Origin of the sequence: Paenibacillus azoreducens, assembly GCF_021654775.1 — a bacterium.
Classification (GTDB): Bacteria; Bacillota; Bacilli; order Paenibacillales; family Paenibacillaceae; genus Paenibacillus_AQ; species Paenibacillus_AQ azoreducens.
On sequence record NZ_AP025343.1, the window covers coordinates 3,007,107 to 3,025,581 of the forward strand.

16 protein-coding genes are annotated in these 18,475 nt (G+C 48.9%); 12 read left to right on the forward strand and 4 right to left on the reverse strand.

The window, feature by feature from the left end:
• The first annotated feature begins 130 nt into the window (after nt 1–130).
• The 11 genes from L6442_RS13100 (at nt 131) to L6442_RS13150 (ending at nt 11,252) form a co-directional block, all read left to right on the forward strand.
• On the forward strand, nt 131–985 hold the full coding sequence (locus L6442_RS13100) for a class I fructose-bisphosphate aldolase (protein ID WP_237100299.1): 855 nt from the start codon (nt 131–133) through the stop codon (nt 983–985).
• On the forward strand, nt 978–2,138 hold the full coding sequence (locus L6442_RS13105; protein ID WP_212977285.1) for a Gfo/Idh/MocA family protein: 1,161 nt from the start codon (nt 978–980) through the stop codon (nt 2,136–2,138). Before L6442_RS13100 ends, L6442_RS13105 begins: the two co-directional genes overlap by 8 nt.
• 1 nt (nt 2,139) lies before the next feature.
• A complete protein-coding gene (locus tag L6442_RS13110; RefSeq protein ID WP_212977286.1) occupies nt 2,140–3,360 on the forward strand; it encodes a carbohydrate kinase family protein in 1,221 nt (406 codons plus the stop codon).
• A gap of 12 nt (nt 3,361–3,372) precedes the next feature.
• Nucleotides 3,373–3,918 (forward strand): D-lyxose/D-mannose family sugar isomerase, encoded by a 546-nt coding sequence (locus tag L6442_RS13115; RefSeq protein ID WP_212977287.1) that lies wholly within the window; start codon nt 3,373–3,375, stop codon nt 3,916–3,918.
• A 435-nt stretch (nt 3,919–4,353) separates the two neighbouring features.
• Nucleotides 4,354–5,073, forward strand: coding sequence for a VIT1/CCC1 transporter family protein (locus L6442_RS13120; RefSeq protein WP_228101132.1), 720 nt, complete (start codon nt 4,354–4,356; stop codon nt 5,071–5,073).
• Nucleotides 5,074–5,369: 296 nt separating this feature from the next.
• Nucleotides 5,370–6,260 (forward strand): LysR family transcriptional regulator, encoded by an 891-nt coding sequence (locus tag L6442_RS13125; protein WP_212977288.1) that lies wholly within the window; start codon nt 5,370–5,372, stop codon nt 6,258–6,260.
• Between the two features lie 362 nt (nt 6,261–6,622).
• On the forward strand, nt 6,623–7,534 hold the full coding sequence (locus tag L6442_RS13130; protein ID WP_212977289.1) for a hypothetical protein: 912 nt from the start codon (nt 6,623–6,625) through the stop codon (nt 7,532–7,534).
• Nucleotides 7,535–7,612: 78 nt separating this feature from the next.
• A complete protein-coding gene (locus tag L6442_RS13135; protein ID WP_212977290.1) occupies nt 7,613–8,350 on the forward strand; it encodes an ABC transporter ATP-binding protein in 738 nt (245 codons plus the stop codon).
• Entirely contained in the window at nt 8,343–9,092 is a 750-nt protein-coding gene (locus L6442_RS13140; RefSeq protein WP_212977291.1) for an ABC transporter permease, read from the forward strand. Before L6442_RS13135 ends, L6442_RS13140 begins: the two co-directional genes overlap by 8 nt.
• A 13-nt stretch (nt 9,093–9,105) precedes the next feature.
• The gene (locus L6442_RS13145) at nt 9,106–10,563 is read left to right on the forward strand and encodes a sensor histidine kinase (protein WP_212977292.1); all 1,458 of its coding nucleotides are present in this window, start codon (nt 9,106–9,108) and stop codon (nt 10,561–10,563) included.
• Entirely contained in the window at nt 10,560–11,252 is a 693-nt protein-coding gene (locus tag L6442_RS13150) for a response regulator transcription factor (protein WP_212977293.1), read from the forward strand. Before L6442_RS13145 ends, L6442_RS13150 begins: the two co-directional genes overlap by 4 nt.
• 107 nt (nt 11,253–11,359) lie before the next feature.
• Here the strand turns inward: L6442_RS13150 and L6442_RS13155 are convergent, their stop codons facing one another.
• The 4 genes from L6442_RS13155 to L6442_RS13170 form a co-directional block, all read right to left on the reverse strand.
• Entirely contained in the window at nt 11,360–12,490 is a 1,131-nt protein-coding gene (locus L6442_RS13155) for a serine hydrolase domain-containing protein (protein WP_212977294.1), read from the reverse strand.
• 16 nt (nt 12,491–12,506) lie between these two features.
• Nucleotides 12,507–13,088 carry a TetR/AcrR family transcriptional regulator gene (locus L6442_RS13160; RefSeq protein WP_212977295.1) on the reverse strand — a complete coding sequence of 194 codons (582 nt, stop codon included), beginning with the start codon at nt 13,086–13,088 and terminating at the stop codon, nt 12,507–12,509.
• Between the two features lie 442 nt (nt 13,089–13,530).
• Nucleotides 13,531–15,270, reverse strand: coding sequence for a sigma-54 interaction domain-containing protein (locus L6442_RS13165; protein WP_212977296.1), 1,740 nt, complete (start codon nt 15,268–15,270; stop codon nt 13,531–13,533).
• Between the two features lie 223 nt (nt 15,271–15,493).
• Nucleotides 15,494–16,414: a proline dehydrogenase family protein gene (locus tag L6442_RS13170; protein ID WP_212977297.1), complete on the reverse strand. Its 921-nt coding sequence runs from the start codon at nt 16,412–16,414 to the stop codon at nt 15,494–15,496.
• Between the two features lie 252 nt (nt 16,415–16,666).
• Here L6442_RS13170 and pruA point away from each other — a divergent pair, with 252 nt between their 5' ends.
• Entirely contained in the window at nt 16,667–18,214 is a 1,548-nt protein-coding gene (pruA, locus tag L6442_RS13175) for an L-glutamate gamma-semialdehyde dehydrogenase (protein WP_212977298.1), read from the forward strand.
• Nucleotides 18,215–18,475: the final 261 nt, after the last annotated feature.

The following is an 18,475-nucleotide window of genomic DNA, read 5'->3' on the forward strand; positions in this document are numbered from 1 at the left end:
ATGTTTTTTCTGTTTTCTTCATTAATGCTTTTTTCGCAAAACGAGGAGTTTCTCCGAAGCCGCTTAGATTTGATTTATATTGCAAATGAAATAACGTGTTCAAAAACGATCACTGAAGGCGGGTGTGCAGATGCAAGCAGCAAAGGCAAGGTTACATAGGATGTTCAGCGAGAAAGGAAAATGTTTCGATGTGGCCATCGATCATGGATTCTTTAATGAATTTTCTTTCATTGCATCCATTGAAAACATGAATGAAGCCGTGAAGACCATTGTCAGGGCAAATCCCGACTGCATTCAGCTTAGTATCGGCCAGGCTAGGCACCTGCAGGTTATCCCCGGTAAACGTAAGCCCGGACTGGTCCTTCGTACGGATGCCGCCAACATATACGGCGCCAAGCTGCCGCGGTATCTATTTAGTGAAATCATTGATAACGCTGTGGAGCATGCGCTTCGTCTAGATGCAGTGGCCGTATGCGTAAATCTGCTCCTGCTTCCTGAACAGCCGGAACTGCATCATCAGTGCGTGAAAAATATCATGAATCTGAAGAGCGAATGCGAACGTTATGGCATGGTACTTATGGTTGAGCCGCTGGTTATGCTGCCGAATGAAGCCAAAGGAGGTTATATGGTTGACGGTGACATTAAGAAAATAATGCCTCTCGTCCGCCAAGCCGTCGAGCTTGGAGCAGATGTGATTAAGGCAGATCCCTGTGATGATGTTGAAGAATATCACCGGGTGATCGAGGTAGCATCGGGAGTTCCGGTTCTTGTGCGCGGCGGAGGACGAGCAGCGGATGAAGAAATCGTGGACCGTACGGTGAAGCTGATGGAACAAGGTGCTGCAGGTATCGTGTACGGACGCAATGTCATTCAACATCCCGCGCCGGACCTCATGACGCGAGCCCTGATGGGAATTGTTCACAACGGAGACAGTGCGGAAGCGGCGCTGGCCCTTTTGAGCGGGGACGGTGGAAACCATGGCTAAGCGAACAATTCGGTTCGGTGTGATCGGCTGCGGGCTGATGGGGAGAGAATTTGCAAGCGCTGCTGCGCGTTGGTGCCACCTGATGGACGTAAATTTCGCCCCTTCGATTACGGCGGTTTGCGACGCCAATCCGGAAGCTACCTCGTGGTTTAAACAAGCGGTGCCGAGCGTTAAACGGGTGTATAGTGATTATAAGGAACTATTGGATGATCCAGATGTAGATGCCGTGTATTGTGCGGTACCGCATCACCTGCATGCGCAGATTTATACGGATATTATCATGGCAGGCAAGCATCTTCTGGGCGAGAAACCGTTCGGTATCGACCAGGAAGCAAATGCGAAAATCGGAAAAGCAATCGCCGCAAGTCCGGATGTAATCGTCCGCTGCTCATCGGAGTTCCCGTTTTTCCCAGGTGCTTTGCAGATATCGCAGTGGGTAAAGGAAGAACGGTTTGGAAAAATCATCGAGGTAGAGGCAGGCTTCTGGCATTCAAGCGATCTTGACCCGTTGAAGCCGATCAACTGGAAACGGATAGTTGCCAGCAATGGTGAATACGGCTGTATGGGTGATCTGGGGATGCATGTGCTGCATCTTCCGATGCGCTTTGGCTGGAAACCGCTAAACGTGCGTTCTTTACTAACCAAGGTTGTAGGAGAGAGGCCTGACGGCAAAGGCGGTTTGGCTCCTTGCGAGACTTGGGACAATGCGATTCTGGCGTGTGAAGCGCAAAGCGGGGATCAGGATTTTCCGATGATCCTATCCACGAAGCGAATCGCTCCCGGTCACGCCAATACTTGGTTTATCCGCATTCAGGGAACCGCTTTTTCCGCTGAGTTCACGACCAAAAATCCCAAGCAGATATCGTGGCTGCCCTATGAGCAAGGCGGTAACCAAGCGTGGCATGTCATGGATGCTCCATACAAGTCGGCATATGGAACGATAACCGGAGGCATCTTCGAATTTGGATTTTCGGATTCCATCCTGCAGATGTGGGCGGCATTCTGCGACGAAGTGGCGAACGGCACGGAAGGGATGCTTCAACCATTCCATTGCGCAACGCCCGAAGAGGCTGCAGGAAGCCACCAGATTTTCACCGCGGCACTTGAATCGAATCGTTCAGGCAATACCATTCCGCTCAATTGGGGGGAGTAGAATGACAAAGTCGGTTGCCGTGCCTTTTCCCGTTATGGTAGGAGGACATATCTGTCTTGATGTAATTCCCGCCCTACGAGGCGAAGGATTCGGACTGGCGCCAGGAAAACTAATGAACATTGGGCAGGCGGTTCTTGCGGCCGGCGGAGCAGTAGCCAATACGGGGCTTGCACTGCATCGCCTTGGTATTCCAGTTCAGCCGATGGGCAAAATCGGCGATGATATCTTCGGTCATGCGCTCCTCTCCATTTTTCGCAACGAGCAGGATTCATTGGCAAACGAAATGATCATCTCAGCGGGTGAATCTACCTCCTATTCGATCGTCTTGAGTCCGCCTGCTACCGATCGGATGTTTCTCCACTATACGGGCGCGAACGATACGTTCGGTTCAGAAGATGTAAAGGCAGGGCCGTTAGCGGATGCAGGCCTGTTTCATTTCGGTTATCCGCCGCTTATGCGGCGAATGTATGAGAATGGCGGGACGGAGCTGATCAGCCTCATGAAACGGGCCAAATCAGCGGGCGCCACGACTTCGCTGGACCTGGCGATGCCTGATCCGGATGCGGCTGCAGGACGGCAGGATTGGAAGAGTATTCTAGGGGGAGTCCTTCCGTATGTGGATCTGTTTCTACCGAGCATTGAAGAGCTTCTCTTCATGCTCCGTAGGGAGCAATACGATCAGTTGCTGCAAAAGCATGGCAACGAACGGCTGATCGAATATGTGGATTCCGAGCTGCTCCGGGCGCTTTCTTCAGACCTGCTTGCAATGGGTGCAGCGGTGGTGGTTTTGAAGCTGGGCGAGCATGGATTATATATGAGAACAACCGCCGTAAAGGAAAGGTTCCGGAAGGCAGGCCGCTATTGTCCTAAGCATGATGAGTGGCTTGCCCGCGAACTTTACATTCCATGTTTCAACGTCGAGGCAGCGGGAACGACCGGAGCCGGCGACTGCGCCATTGCAGGCTTCCTGGCGGGTTTTATCCAGGGGCTGAAGCCGGAGCAAGTGCTGATCGGCGCGGCGGCTACCGGAGCTTGCAGCGTGGAACGGATGGATGCAACCAGCGGAATTCCGCCGTGGGATAATGTAAGGCTGCGGGTTGCATCAGGCTGGCGGCAGCACGAACCAAAGCCATTTCTGGAAGGCTACCGTGCGAATGATCAACATCATGCTGTCGTATATCAAAGTTCATGGGACGGCATCTCAAACCCAGATCACACTTAAGGGGGGAACGCCATGCTGACACGAAGTCAGGTGAAGGCTGCTCAGGCACGTACGGCGGAGATTTTGGAAGACGCGGGAATCGCGCTGTCTGCGGAAGAACGCGAACAGGTCGAGGTCGCATCGTTTGGACTGGACGATCTGGAAACGGAGGGACTGCAGCTCGTTACGTATGTCAATACCGATCGGTATTGTGCTAAGGAGCTTGTATTGTTCCCGAGTCAGACATGTCCGGAGCATAAACATCCGCCGGTCGGCCATGATCCAGGTAAAATGGAGACATTCCGGTGCAGGGCGGGCAAGGTCTATCTTTATGTGGAAGGGGAGCCTGCGAAGTCGATTCAGGCTCTTATCCCGCAGCGAAGCAAGGATTATTACACCGTCTCGCATGAAATTGTCTTGCATCCGGGACAGCAGTACACCATCCTGCCTGGAATCCTTCATTGGTTTCAAGCAGGGGAAGAGGGTGCCGTCATATCCGAATTTTCCAGTACAAGCCGTGACGAATTCGATATCTTTACAGACCCGAATATTGTTCGGGTTCCCATGATGAAGGACTAGGCGGAGCGGAAACCCAAGGTCAAAACTTCGTTGGGTTTTCCCCGTTGTAGTCGGTAAATACATAGCATGGGAGTACATGAAAAACCTGGGGAAATCAATTTTCACCCGCCGCAAGGAATGTGGCGTCTTTACGTAAGCCTGTTCCGGCCATCATTGCCGGAATAGGCTTTTTCTTTTGCCGGCATTGCAGCTGAAGAGCCAATCCCAATCGGTCAACAAATGGGGGCTCAATGAACAATTCCTTCTTTCAAGTCTACTACAAAGTAAATAGGGCGCCGTTTCTTTTATTCTATATGAAAGCGGATGAATAATTTCAGACGGCTTATTTCAAATTAAGAAAGATATGTGTGCACTGAACATTCATGTTCCCGGAAGCAATCGTTTTTTATGCTCCAGCGAACCTGTTTTTTACAATGCCAGAAAGGCGGGAAGGAATTGCGCGCTACGAAGATTGCGATGAAGCCGGAAGGAAGACATGAGGAAAAACATTTTACGGCTCCGGATCTGATCAGGGATATTGTCATCGGAATGTCGGACGGCTTAACGGTTCCGTTTGCCCTTGCGGCCGGTTTATCCGGGACCGTCTCTAACACAAACCTGGTTGTCGTTGCGGGGATGGCGGAAATCGCCGCCGGCGCCATTGCCATGGGACTAGGCGGATATCTGGCGGCCCGCACGGACCGGGAGCATTATATATCCGAATTAAATCGCGAGCGGCAAGAAGTGAAGGAAATTCCCGAACAGGAAAAAGAGGAAGTGGCGGATATTTTACGGGAATGGCATCTCCCCGAAGAAACCATTAGTTCCGCAGTAGAAGCGATCAGCAAAGATTCGGACCGATGGCTTCGTTTCATGATGAAATACGAATTGGGGCTTGAGGAACCTGAACCCAAAAGGGCGCGCAACAGTTCGCTGACTATAGGCCTATCCTATATCATAGGGGGGATTATCCCCTTGTCCCCATACATGTTTATCCGACATTCGCATACTGCGTTAATCATTTCCGTGATCGTTACATTAATCGCTCTATTTATATTCGGATACGTTAAAGGGACTTTCACGGGATCGAAACCCGTGCGAAGCGCCTGGCAAACCGCCTTAGTGGGGGGAGCGGCAGCGGGAATCGCCTTTTTTATTGCCAAATTGATATCTTAAAGCGCTAACGAAACTACCAATCGTTATTTGAACAAAATAGACTTTTCCAAAATTCTAACGAAACTAGGTAACGCTATTCGGCTAAATCGAGGGGCTGAATGCCGGGTTCTGCCGTAATAACGATATGGAGTTTCGTTCAATTTGAATCGGCTTCGTTTTTGCCTCTATAACGTTTCTTAGTTTCGTTAGCGGTCACTGGATCGACTCCGGAGGGCTTTATTTTATAAAAATCGATTGAATATCATTATTGATTCTAATATTATCATTAGTATTAATAATGAAAGCGAGTGACGTGCTTGGAAATTCGCCAGCTTCAATATTTTATGGCGGTGTGCGAAGAAATGCATTTTACGAAGGCGGCCGAGAACATCGGAGTCTCCCAACCAACGCTAAGCCAGCAGATCCGGGCGCTTGAGGATGAGTTGCATATGCCGCTGTTTGACCGGATCGGCAAAAAAATTGCGCTCACCGAGGCAGGTCAGATGCTGCTGATCCATGCGACGGCGATGATGGACACGCTGCAAAACGTCAAGGACTCGATCGCGGATTTGCGCCATATGCATGGAGGAAAAATCAGAGTCGGAATTATGCCGTCCGATCTTGATTACCGGATCACGCAGCTTGTCGTCGATTTCCACCGTGAGTTTCCGAAAGTAAAATTAATGATCATTGCGTCTATTGATATTTTGCGGCAGGTGCTGGAAAGCGAAGTCGACATCGGCGTAGGCATAAATGTACCGCCAACGGATCGGGTCGTCTCCATCCCATTATGCACAGAGGAATATGTGTTGACCGTATCGGTCAAGCATCCGCTTGCCCATCGGACCAGCGTCGATATCAATGAGCTAAGAGATCTCCCGATGATCATCTTTCCGGAAGGCTTCTTTGGTCGTGAACTGGTGGAGGACGCGGTGCAAAAACATGGCTTTCGTCTTCATTCGATTCTCGAAACAAGCTCGGCCACGTCGATTATTAACCTTGTAAGGGAGGGCCTGGGCGCTACCGTTCAGTCTTATCCGTTAATCAAGCAAATGAACGATCCTGCATTAAAAACGCTACGCATCCATAACGGCGCACCGCGCCGGAATTTATCGATTATCTATCGTTCCGACCGTTATTTGGGCCAAGCGGCCAAGGCTTTGATCGAACGGATCAAAGAATACTTTCAAAGTCAGTCCACAAGCTAGGTTTGCTCCCGCGTTTTACGCTTCAAAAATTCTTCTTAAACAGCCCGCTGCATGGACGTCTCCAACTATAATCGCATGGTAAATGCCGCTAAACGCGGCCTTTTTTCTTTTAAAATACGTCGAAAGACGGTTTTTTTCAAACTTCCGGGGTCCCCGCAAAGTAAGCGGAATAAGCTTCAAAGGCTACACGTCACTTTGTGGGGTTATTTTATACTTTTTTAATACTTGATTTAGAGGCGTTTTAGACCTGGCGGATATGATGAATAACAGAAAGCTTCGGCAAACTAGTCGGATCATGGGAGGGGGGAATGGAACTCGTACCGCCGCAGAGGCTTTCGAATATGAAACGATGGAGAATAGCGATGAGAAAAAAATGGTTGCCTGTTGCAGCAGGCTTCGGATTGGGCGCAGTGATGCTGCTTACGAGCGGTTTTTCGGCGATGGCGGGAACTTCGGGTTATGACGTGTACAAAACGGCATTAAAAAATACGAAAGCGGCGGAAAGCATCACTTCCCATGTGGACATGACTGTGACCGATAACGGCATGGAAGTGCTGTCCGGAACGGCAGTTATCAAAATGAACCATAAACTAAAAACGATGAGTATGGTCGCTGCAATGAAGGACGGCAAACAGACTCATGAAGTGCAGGCGTTTAGGCAGGACGGAAAGATGATTTTCAAAAGCAGCGATCAGGAAGAATACCGGTTGATGACGCAAAATGCTTCCAAGTGGCAGCATAAGGACGGCGCGGAAACAGCGCCTAATATGCCGAAAGCGGCAGAGCAAGTGGTTGATGCGCTCGTAGGGAACATTCGGGATCTTGCCACAGTTGAAAATGAATCGGATGGGAGTAAACATACCGAGCTGCATCTTTCGGGAAACCAAATTCCAGCCGTCGTGAATGCGCTCGGATCTTTGGTTGCTTCAAAGGCCGGCAGCGGGGATTGGGAGCATGGAAGCCGGAAACAAGCCGCGCAATCTCCAAACCCATCTTCCGATTTGGAATTGAATCTTCCGAAGCTAACAGACAATATCAAGATTGAACATATCAATTTCGACGCGAAGATCAACCCAGACCAAATCCTTGAAAAGCAAACGGCGGAAATCAACATCACCGGCACGGATGACTCCGGTAAATCGCATATCCTCACCGTTCAAATTCACATCGATTTTACGGACTATAATCAAACGACTCCGGACCGCGTGGATTTGACGGGAAAACGGATTACGGAAGTGCAAAGCGATGGGCCGAAGCGGGGCTGGCATCATTAAGCGGCAAGGCAACCGGATCGGCATGCCGTCCCGGTTGCCTTTCTCTTTGAACCGTTCCTAGAAAGGAGTGAACCGAACATGGATAAACTGCTGGAAGTGGATGACCTGACCCAATGTTATCCAAACGGGCGCGGCGTTCGCAATGTCAGCTTTGATGTGATGAAAGGGGATATTTTCGGATTTATAGGCCCGAACGGTGCAGGCAAAACAACGGTGCTAAAAATCATTTTGGGCTTGATCCGCCCGGATCAAGGAAGTGTTCGCATCTTCGGGCATCATGTAGCGGAGGCTTTCGAACAAGCGATGAGCCATGTCGGCTGCTTGATTGAAACGGCGGAGGCATATGAATACATGAGTGCGTATGACAACTTGAAGCTTTCCGCCCGATTTTACCGCGATTTGCCAAAAACGAGAATTGATCAGGTGCTCGAGCAGGTTGGCCTGACTCCATATAAACATGAACGGGTAAACGGATACTCGCTTGGCATGAAGCAGCGGTTGGGGCTGGCATCAGCACTGCTGTCGGATCCCAAGTTGGTTCTATTGGATGAACCTTCCAACGGGCTTGATATCGAAGGGATGGCCGATGTGCGGAATACGGTTTTGCAGCTGTCCAGAGAGCAGGGAATTACGTTTCTGATTGCGAGCCATCTGATGCACGACCTCGGCATGATCGCGAATCGCATCGGGATTATGAACAACGGGAGCTTGATCCGCATAGGAAACAAGGATGAGTTGCTGCAAGGCGGGACAACGCTTGAGCAATACGTTCTTTCCCAAATCCAACAACCAAAGGAAGCGATTCGAAATGTATAGTTTAAAGGTAAATATGCTGAATGAAATCGAGAAAATTTGGCGCAGGCGAAAGACCAAAGTTTTTTTGCTCCTTACCCTCCTCATTCCGGTCATTTGCACCATGCTGCTTTCCCTGCTAAGAAATAAAACGAGCGTCATTTGGGGACTCGGTGGGGATTTGCCGATGCTGATGCTGAGCTTGTTTACGTTTTTTCTGCTTCCGATGATGTTGTCGATAACGGCGGTCGATTCTTTTTCCGGAGAGGTGGCTGCCCGCACGATAAAGCTCGTTCTCGTTCGCCCGATTACGAGGGCCAAAGCGTTTGCCGCTAAAGTGCTTGCGATCATGGTTTACGCATGGGTGTATTTATCCGTTCTTTGGATCGTATCAAGCGTTTCGGGATGGGCAATCGCGGGAGAAGGGATCACTGGGGGGCTTGCGGATAGTTTAAAAGCATACACGGCTGCGTTTTTGCCAATGGCGGCAATCGGTTTGCTGTCGGTGTTTATTGCGCAGTGTTTTCGAACGGGCAGCGGTGCATTGACCACAATTATTTTCGTCTATGCGACTGGCAAGCTTCTGCCGTTTATATTCCCGAAAGTTTCGGGATGGTCGGTCTTTTCCTATTCGAACTGGCATGTGTTATGGACCGGCAGCGGTGCATCGGTCGGTAAGCTGTTCAATACGTTTCTCTTTCTTCTTGCCTATATTATAATGTCTTATACGGCGGGGTTGATGCTGTTCGAAAGAAAACAACTTTAAGGGGAAATTGTCCGTGTCCATCAAGACGAGACTATTGCTTTCTTATATCGCCATGACGGTTATTCCGGTTATCCTGTTCGTTTTGGTTGCCCTGGGGCTTTATTTTGCAATCATTAAAAATGCGGACGGGATCGGATCGGAAGCCTTTTGGAAAACATCCAACGAACGCGCCGAGCTGGCTGCCGGCATTAAATTTATGACTCGAACAGAGCCTGACCGGTTTACGGACTTGAAGTTTTTGAAGTCGATGGATGAACAATTGAAAAGGCTGCAAGTCGGACTTGTCGTGATGAAAAATCAACAAATTACGTTTGCGTCCCCTTTTGTGGACGGGAAGGACTTATACCTGAAGCTTCAGGAAACACAGGCGGACCAGTCGGGACATCACTGGGGCGGCAGCAAATTGGATAACCGCTTTTCGGTGCAGAAATTCGATATCGGGTTTACCGATCGGAGCAGCGGTGAAGTATATTTGCTTACGGATATGAGCCCGCTTTTGGCTGGGGTTAGGAGACTTTTTCCGCTCCTTCTTCTTGCGCTGCTTGTTGTCATCGGGTTAACGAACGGCATTTTAACCTTTTTGATGTCCCGAAATCTGATCAAACCTTTGTATGCCTTGAAACAGGCCGCAGTACAAATCAAAGAAGGGGATCTCAGCCATGAGGTGAACCTGCAGCGGAAAGACGAAATCGGGGAATTGGGGGCGGCTTTTGAAGAAATGCGTTTCCGGTTAAACGAGTCGATCCATCTGCAGCTGCAATACGAAGAAAACCGCAAAGAGCTGATCTCCAGCATTTCCCATGACCTGAAAACGCCGATTACCGGCATCAAAGCATGCGTGGAAGGGATTCAGGACGGCATTGCGGAAGGGCCTAAGCGGGAAAAATATATCGATATGATTGCGAAAAAGACAGATGATATGGACCGGCTTATTGACGAGCTGCTTTTGTTTTCCAAATTGGACCTGAAACGGCTGCCGTTTCATTTGGAACAAGTGGATCTTGAAGCATATATGCGTGACTGCGCCGAAGAGCTTCGGCTGGATCCGCGCCTGGAAGGGGTCACAATTAGATCCTCTTTTCCCGCTGAAGGGCCTGTTCTGGTGGTTGCCGACCGCGAAAAGCTGCGCAGGGTCATTATGAATATTATCGACAACAGTTTAAAGTATTTGGATAAGGCCTCCAAAGAAATCAGGCTGGAACTGTTCGACGGCGTAAGCGAAGCGACAGTCAAAATCACGGATAACGGCGCAGGCATTGCGAAGGAGGCGCTGCCGTATATTTTCGACCGTTTTTATCGCGCGGAACCGTCAAGAAATACGGACACCGGAGGCAGCGGCATCGGGCTTGCGATCGTGAAGCAAATGGTCGAAGGCCAAGGCGGAAAGGTACGGGCGGATAGCCAAGAGGGGAAAGGAACCAGCATCTATTTTACGTTGCCAAAGACAAGTCATGGTGGTGAGCATTCTTGAAGCGAATATTGATCATTGAGGACGAAGAAATTATCGCCGAAGTGCAAAAGGACTATTTGGAAGCAGGAGGCTTTGAGGTGGAGGTTGCGGCAAGCGGGGATATCGGTCTGAAGAAAGCCCTCGAAGAGGAGTATGATTTGATCATCCTCGATTTGATGCTGCCGAAAACGGACGGATTCGAAATATGCAAGCGCGTCCGCCAAGCGAAAAATATTCCGATTCTGATGGTGACCGCCAAAAAAGAAGACATCGATAAAATACGCGGTTTGGGACTGGGCGCAGACGATTATATCACGAAACCTTTCAGCGTAGGCGAACTGGTCGCCAGGGTCAAAGCGCATCTTGCCCGATACGAACGTTTGACCACGGATCATCGGATGAGGCATCAGGATGAGATCCGCGTAAGGGGGATCCGAATCGATAAATTGGCCCGTAAGGTATTCGTCAATGAAATGGAAGTTCCCCTTACGTCCAAAGAATACGACCTGCTGCTGTTTCTTACCCTTCACCCGAACCGGGTGTTCAGCAAAGACGAATTGTTCGAGAAGATTTGGGGTCTGGATGCTTTAGGCGATAATGCCACCGTGACCGTTTATATAAGCAAATTGAGGGAAAAAATTGAAACCGATCCATCTAAGCCGCAGTACATCGAGACGATTTGGGGAGTCGGTTACCGGTTTAATTTATGATGGAAAAGAGAGAATATTTTTGAGCTAGGCGACCTGATCACATGCCGGTGAAGGGTCGTTTTTTTGTGTCTATCGGTTTTAATGCTATCTTGCAGCCCGTCAATGATTTATTCTACGCAATTCAGCATCATATAGATGGTTTGGAATGGATTTTTTTCCGTTTGATTCAGCGTCCCGACGATATATACCTGCTTGGATGGGCAATAAAACGCATAGCTGCCCGAAGAACCGGAGTGGCCAATGATTTCAGGGGCAGGCATAAATGGGGACATGATCCTCGGCATTTTTACGCGCATCATCCCCTTGCCGTATTCCAGAGGGAAGAACTGAATTTTGTTCCATTCGACACTCGCGATGTTGGACTTCGCAAAAAGCTCCCCGTTAAAAAAAGCTTTTAGAAATTTCATCAGCTCCGGTGCGGTGGAGATCATTCCTCCGGAAGCTCTGGCGCTGGTTAAATAAAGCGGTCGGAACGCTTTTTCTTCCCCCATATAGACCGGGGTAAATGTGCTGTCCAGTCGGCTTAAATGCGTGGATTTCAGAGACAGCGGCTTAATAATATATTTGTCGTATAAATTCTCCAAAGTTGCGCCTGACGCCTGTTCCGCAATCCTGCCTAATAAGTCAAAGTTGAGGTCGGAATAATAAGCTTTTCCCTCGCTGCCATTGATGAAATGGGCTTCAAGCTTTTTGCTTCGCTCCAAAATCTCCGTAAAAGCGAGTCCGGCATCATTTTCCGCGATTTCTTCTTCGTAAGATTTTTCTTTGCCGATTGTTTCCGTGTAATAGTCCGGCAGGCCGGAGGTTTGGGATAACAGTTGGCCGACCGTGATGGCATGAGTGTAGTCATGCCCTTTGTACACATGGAGATGTTCGATTTCGCCGGAACCAAAAAAACGGTCAATCGGATCATCGAGTGACAGCTGCCTGGAATCCGCCAGATTAAAAATGACGGCAGCGGTAAACATTTTGGTAATGCTGGCAATGGCGAACGGACTGTTTTCATCCATGTTTCCCGCCGAATTGCGATAAGAGAATTTCCCGCCTTCCGATTCGATCAAAACCGTCATATCAAATACCTTTTTATGATCAACCGTCTTATTGAAAATAATATCCAATTTTTCTTGCGCACTTTTTGCATTCCAAAAGCTTTGTTTGATCAGGATTCCGGCTGCTGCCCCGCCTATGCAAAGGATCAAAATAAAGAAAATGTTCCTTCCCCTCCTTCGTCTCACCATATCATACCCTCTACTTTCATTCCCGTTTTTTTAGAATATCGATCAGCCAATCCGCTTCGGGGCAGGGAGTATCCGGATGGAGCGCGATTTCTTCCGCTATGCCTTGAAACGAACACCAAAAAGCGGTAGACAACGCCCATGCGTTCCCTTGCCTGATTTCGCCGATTTTTTGCCCTTCTTCAATCAGAGGGATGCTTTTTTGGATGATATCGACCTGGGATAGCATGTCTTTGGCCGCCTGCGGTATAGCATCGTTGTTTTGCGCTTGTTCCATAAGTACAAACATTTTGGTCGAACCGGGATTTCCGCTGATCATATGCAGGATTTCTTCCGCTGCAGCCCTAAAACTTTGCAGAGGCGTCCCGCCGATCTGCTCCAAATGAAATTCCGTTCCCTCACAACCGATCTTGATCAGTTCTTCATAAAGCTTTTCTTTGGACTCGAAATAGTGGAACAGAAGCCCCATACTCATCTTGGCTTGCTCGGCGATATCCGCAATTTTCGTTGAGCCGTAACCTTTGCGGATAAATAAATCCAGTCCAGCGGCTAAAATATCCATTCTTCGCTGTTCTTTTAGCTGCGTCCGTTTATTTGGCATGTGATCACCTTTGTTAAAAATATATTCATTGAAAAATAATTTAATGAAATTGTATAGTCATTTCCTGTTTCTGTCAATCCCCAAAAACTCATATTGAAATACAACGGATAGACCTTAGTTGTGCATATCTGAACTACTTGTGGACCGGGGATTTGAATGGTTTCTGAACGGGATGCTTAAAAGGCGAGAGGGGAAGGCCAAGGACAACAATAAATCTGAAAATGGAGCGGGAATGCAGAATGATGGGAGGACAATGCCAAAACAGGGGCTCTGCTCTATGAAGAACTCAGCAGGCCCCGCTTGTTTTGAAGTCTCAAATGCGCTCTTTTTAGGTTTGGAAAGTTTCCTTATCAAGATTATTCAGAGTAAGCATTTTCTAGGTGTTTAAAATTTTAGACACTCAGAAACTTACTGTTTAAAAAATCGAACATTCACCACATGATTATAATTTTAACCGTTTCAGCTTGTTGTAGAGCGTCGCGCGCGAAATGCCCAGCTGCTTGGCAATGGCAAGTTTATTTCCGCCGGCGGCTTCAAGCGTTTTTTGCAAAAGTTCGCGTTCAAACGCGTCGAGCTTGTCCTGATATGCGACCCCGTCGATCTCGGTTATATTCAGATCAATGGCGTCTGCATTGGGGGAAGCCGGTCTTTGATCTCCTGAATAAATATGTGCAGGCAAATATTCGCGTTTAATCTCCCCGTCGGACGAGAAAATCACAAGCCTCTCAATGGTATTGCGGAGTTCCCGGATGTTCCCGGGCCAATCATAATGAAGCAAATCCTCAAACACATCGGGAGTGAAGGATTGGATATGCCTGCCATAAACAAGCGAAAATTCATGCAAAAAAGATTGCGTCAGCTCGTAGATATCCTCTTTGCGCTCGCGCAAGGCGGGAATATCCAGCGACACGACATTCAGCCGATAGTAAAGATCCTCCCGGAAGGTGCCTTCAGCAATCATTTTCTTTAAATCCCGGTTTGTGGCCGCGATGATGCGGCAGTCCGCTTTTTTCAATTGGGTGCCGCCAACCGCGAAATAATTTTTTTCCTGAAGGACGCGGAGCATTTTGACCTGCATATCCAGAGGCATTTCTCCGATTTCATCCAGAAATAACGTGCCTCCGCCGGCGAGTTCGATTTTGCCTTTTTTTCCTTTCGGATCAGCCCCGGAAAAAGCGCCTCTTTCGTAACCGAATAATTCGCTTTCGAAAAGAGCGGCCGGAATCGCCCCGCAATTGATTGCGATAAACGGGGCTCCGGCCGGTTCGCGGGAATGATGAATCGCCTGAGCGAACAGCTCTTTACCGGTGCCGCTTTCGCCCTGGATTAGAACCGTCGCTTTGGTCATGCTGATTTTTCGGATGGTTTCGATGCAGTTTTTTATCGCCGGACTTGTTCCTTTGATATGCTGGAACGGATCAGTAGAGGGACTTAACATCGCGACTTCCTTCTGCAGATGATGCACTTTGCTGGTCATTTGCAGCAATTCCTGATGAAGCCTCATTTGGGTGCTTAAGTCCGACTCCGCCGCTACGGCTCCGATGATTTGATCATCCAGCTTGACGGGGGCGGAATTGATGAGAACAAACATATCCTGGCGCGGACGATGCTGCATTTTATGAACCGATTCGCCGGTTTCCAGCGTTTTCAGCGATTGCAGCCGGTCGACCGGGAAGAAGTCCGATGCGGGTTTGCCGATAATTTCGTTTTTTCGGATGGAAAAAATATGTTCGGCGCCGGATGTCCAGACCGCTACATGTCCCTCCTCATTAATCAGCGTGATGGCAACATCGGGATTAAGCGCTTCCAAAGTGGTCGAGAAATAAGCCTCCAAATACCGGTGCGCCAAGGCGGCAGCTTCGATCACATCCCGAGCTGCAAGGTATCCTGCCGGTTCGCCGTTTTGCAGTACCACCGCCAGCGGACAGGCAGCAAAGGCAGAAGAGATGCCTGCTATTGAATCATCTGCGTTAACGGTCTGAACATCCAGCAAGTCGGCGGCATGGTCGCTATTTTCCGAAATATGGGTTATTAGTTGATAATGTCCGGAATCATGGCGCAAAAATACAGGGTTGTCTCCGGTGAATTCAACAGCTTCCTGTATGGTTTCCAGTTCAGCCGTTGTGATGATTCTGTGATCCGTTCGTATCAGGTGTTCCAGACTGGGCAAAAGATGCTTCATATGCGGCTGCCCTCCCTATATAATCGCGAATGCAAGTATTTATGATGTGATAGGGCCATTATACCCAGCCTGATTTTGGGTGTAAATCATTTTAAGGTTTATTTTAGCTCAACAATGCTGATCTACTGAAATTGCGCGGGTTGACCGCTACGCTCCCGGATCGTTTTTTCGATCACCCTTGCCTTCAAATAGAATGTTATGCCGAAAATTTTCCGGTGACATATTATTTAAACATGTTTTTGACGACCATCCATAGATTAGCCGGTTTTTCGGCCAGGCGGCGCGTATAGTAGGGGTACCACATGGTGCCGTACGGCATGTAGCAGCGAATCCGGTACCCTTCTTTGGCAAGAAGCTCCTGGTCATTCATCCGCAAACCATAAAGCATTTGAAATTCAAAGGCGTCCTTGGAGATGCCGTTTTGGCTTGCGTATTCTTTCACCCAATTGATGACACGGTCATCATGGGAGGCAATGGCGGTATAAACGCCCTGGTCCAGATGCATGCGGATGATCTTCTTGTAGTTTTCGATGACTTCGCTCATTTGCTGATAAGCAACCGATCCCGGTTCCTTGTAAGCTCCTTTGACCAGACGCAGATTGACTTTGGTTTCGATTAATTTCTTTACGTCATCTTCCGTACGGAATAAATAAGCCTGAATAACGGTGCCGACATTGGTCAAACCTTCAGCGTGCAGGCGGAGAACGATATCGATCGTTGCTTGGGTAAACGGCGAGTCTTCCATGTCGATTCGGACAAAGTTATTGTGTTTCGCGGCTTGGCTGACCACGGCCCGTATATTGTTATAGCAAGCTTCCGGATCGAGAGCGAGCCCCATTTGGGTCGGTTTCAGCGAAACGTTGGAGTTTACGCCCCGCTCCGCGATGCCGTCAATCAACCGAATATATTCTTCCTTGTAACCGGATGCTTCGGACAAAGCTTTTATGCCTTCCCCCAAGTGATCCAGAGTAACCATAATGCCTTTTCCATTCAGTTTTTCGATTTCGGCGAGCGCTTCAGCCAAGGTATCCCCTGCAATAAATTTGCCAGCCAGTTTCTTTCCGTATTTAAGAGACAGCTTCTCGACCAGCTTGTTGCCGGCAATCGAGAGCAGCACTTTCCGGTATAATTCGGTACGATCCACGGATGATTCCCCTTTCGATGATTCATGTCATTATTAATCAAGCAAAATTTATGCCAAAAGGATGAAGCAGCATTAAAATTCGTTAGCGAGTTGGAAACGAAGTCTTGTGCGATCAAAAAAATAGTGAATCAGATTAAATCGAATGGTCTATTATTTTTTGGGGATCGCGCCTAATTGGCATGGTTTTTGCTTATCTATTTTAAGAGCAGGTGATATTACGCAAATCATGAAAGAGAGGATGGTTTACGACTTATGAGAGCAGAATTCAAAAACGAGGTATTCGTTGATTTCAAGGACGAACGAAATAATGCGGAATTTGAGGCAGCGCTGAAGAAGGTGGAGGCCGAGCTTGGCAAGGAATATCCGCTTATTATTGGCGGCGAGAAAATTACGACCGACCGCAAAGCAGCTTCAATAAATCCGGCTAACAAAACGCAAACGATCGGCATTGTGTCCCAGGCCGATATACCGCTTGCGGAAAAAGCGATTCAAGTTGCCGCAGCGACCTTCGAAACGTGGAAGCGCACCGATCCGGGCGAACGCGCGCGTTATTTATACAGAGCCGCTGCAATCCTGCGCCGGCGCAAACATGAATTTTCTGCTTTGATGACGCTTGAAGCCGGTAAAACGAGGGTGGAAGCCGATGTCGAAACGGCTGAAGCGATCGACTTCCTCGAATTTTATGGACGCGAAATGCAGCGCCTCAGCCTGCCGCAGCCTTTAACGGTAAGCCAGGAGGAGGAAAATGAGCTGTATTATATTCCGCTCGGCGTTGGTGTCGTCATTCCTCCTTGGAACTTCCCGCTGGCCATTATGGCAGGCATGACCACGGCGGCACTTGTCACAGGCAATACGGTCGTTCTTAAACCGGCAAGCACAACGCCTGTCATCGCGGCGAAATTTATGGCTTTGCTCGAAGAAGTGGGATTGCCTGCAGGCGTTGTCAACTTTTTACCGGGTCCGGGCGGGCAGGTCGGCGATTATCTTGTGGATCATCCTCTCACCCGATTCATCAGCTTTACGGGCTCCCGGGATGTCGGTCTGCGCATCAACGAACGGGCGGCCAAAACGCATCCGGGGCAAAAATGGATCAAACGCGTCATCGCCGAAATGGGCGGCAAGGATGCGATTGTCGTCGACAACGAAGCCGATCTCGAACTGGCAGCGGATATGATCACGACATCCGCTTTCGGATTTTCCGGGCAGAAATGTTCGGCATGTTCCCGCGCGATCATTCATGAGGATGTTTATGATTCTGTTCTGGAAAAGGTCGTGGAGCGCGCAAGCAAGCTAATCATGAGCAATCCGGCTGAAGCTGGAGCGAACCTCGGACCGGTCATCGACGAGAAAGCATATGCTAAGATTCTGGAGTACATTGAAATCGGCAAGCAGGAAGGGCGATTGGTACTCGGCGGAGGCACAGGGGATTCAAACGGTTACTTCATTGAACCAACCATTTTTGCGGATGTGGAATCGACGGCCCGAATTTCCCAGGAAGAGATTTTTGGCCCTGTCGTGGCGTTCACGAAGGCCAAATCTTTCGATGAAGCGCTGGAATTTGCCAACAGCACCGATTATGGTTTGACCGGAGCCGTGATTTCCCGGAATGGGGCTCATCTGGAGCAAGCCAGACGCGAATTCCATGTGGGCAATCTTTACTTTAACCGCAAATGTACGGGTGCGCTGGTCGGAACTCATCCATTCGGCGGCTTCAATATGTCGGGTACGGATTCAAAAGCCGGCGGCCGCGATTATTTGCTGCTGTTTACGCAAGCGAAGCTTGTTTCCGACCGTTTCTAAAATTTTAGACAGTGGCGGTATTGTTGTAGAGGTGTTGTTTAGGAAGGCAGATGGTTCATGCGCTGAAAGGTCCCCATGTTGGTCGGCTTACACAAAGGATTGGGCGGGGAAATTGCAAAACTGCATCTTTTTCCTGCGATTTTTCTAAAGTGCAAGAGGAAAGTTGCAAATCTGCATCCTTTTCGCGCCATTGAAGGCAAATTGGTATGAGTGGCTCGGAAAGGATGCATAATCACAACAATTATTGTTTTTTCTCCCGAA

Coding starts and splice junctions, on each gene's coding strand:
- L6442_RS13100 (WP_237100299.1), top strand. CDS start 131: ATGCAAGCAGCAAAGGCAAGGTTACATAGGATGTTCAGCGAGAAAGGA.
- L6442_RS13105 (WP_212977285.1), top strand. CDS start 978: ATGGCTAAGCGAACAATTCGGTTCGGTGTGATCGGCTGCGGGCTGATG.
- L6442_RS13110 (WP_212977286.1), top strand. CDS start 2,140: ATGACAAAGTCGGTTGCCGTGCCTTTTCCCGTTATGGTAGGAGGACAT.
- L6442_RS13115 (WP_212977287.1), top strand. CDS start 3,373: ATGCTGACACGAAGTCAGGTGAAGGCTGCTCAGGCACGTACGGCGGAG.
- L6442_RS13130 (WP_212977289.1), top strand. CDS start 6,623: ATGAGAAAAAAATGGTTGCCTGTTGCAGCAGGCTTCGGATTGGGCGCA.
- L6442_RS13135 (WP_212977290.1), top strand. CDS start 7,613: ATGGATAAACTGCTGGAAGTGGATGACCTGACCCAATGTTATCCAAAC.
- L6442_RS13140 (WP_212977291.1), top strand. CDS start 8,343: ATGTATAGTTTAAAGGTAAATATGCTGAATGAAATCGAGAAAATTTGG.
- L6442_RS13155 (WP_212977294.1), bottom strand. CDS start 12,490: ATGGTGAGACGAAGGAGGGGAAGGAACATTTTCTTTATTTTGATCCTT.
- L6442_RS13160 (WP_212977295.1), bottom strand. CDS start 13,088: ATGCCAAATAAACGGACGCAGCTAAAAGAACAGCGAAGAATGGATATT.
- L6442_RS13165 (WP_212977296.1), bottom strand. CDS start 15,270: ATGAAGCATCTTTTGCCCAGTCTGGAACACCTGATACGAACGGATCAC.
- pruA (WP_212977298.1), top strand. CDS start 16,667: ATGAGAGCAGAATTCAAAAACGAGGTATTCGTTGATTTCAAGGACGAA.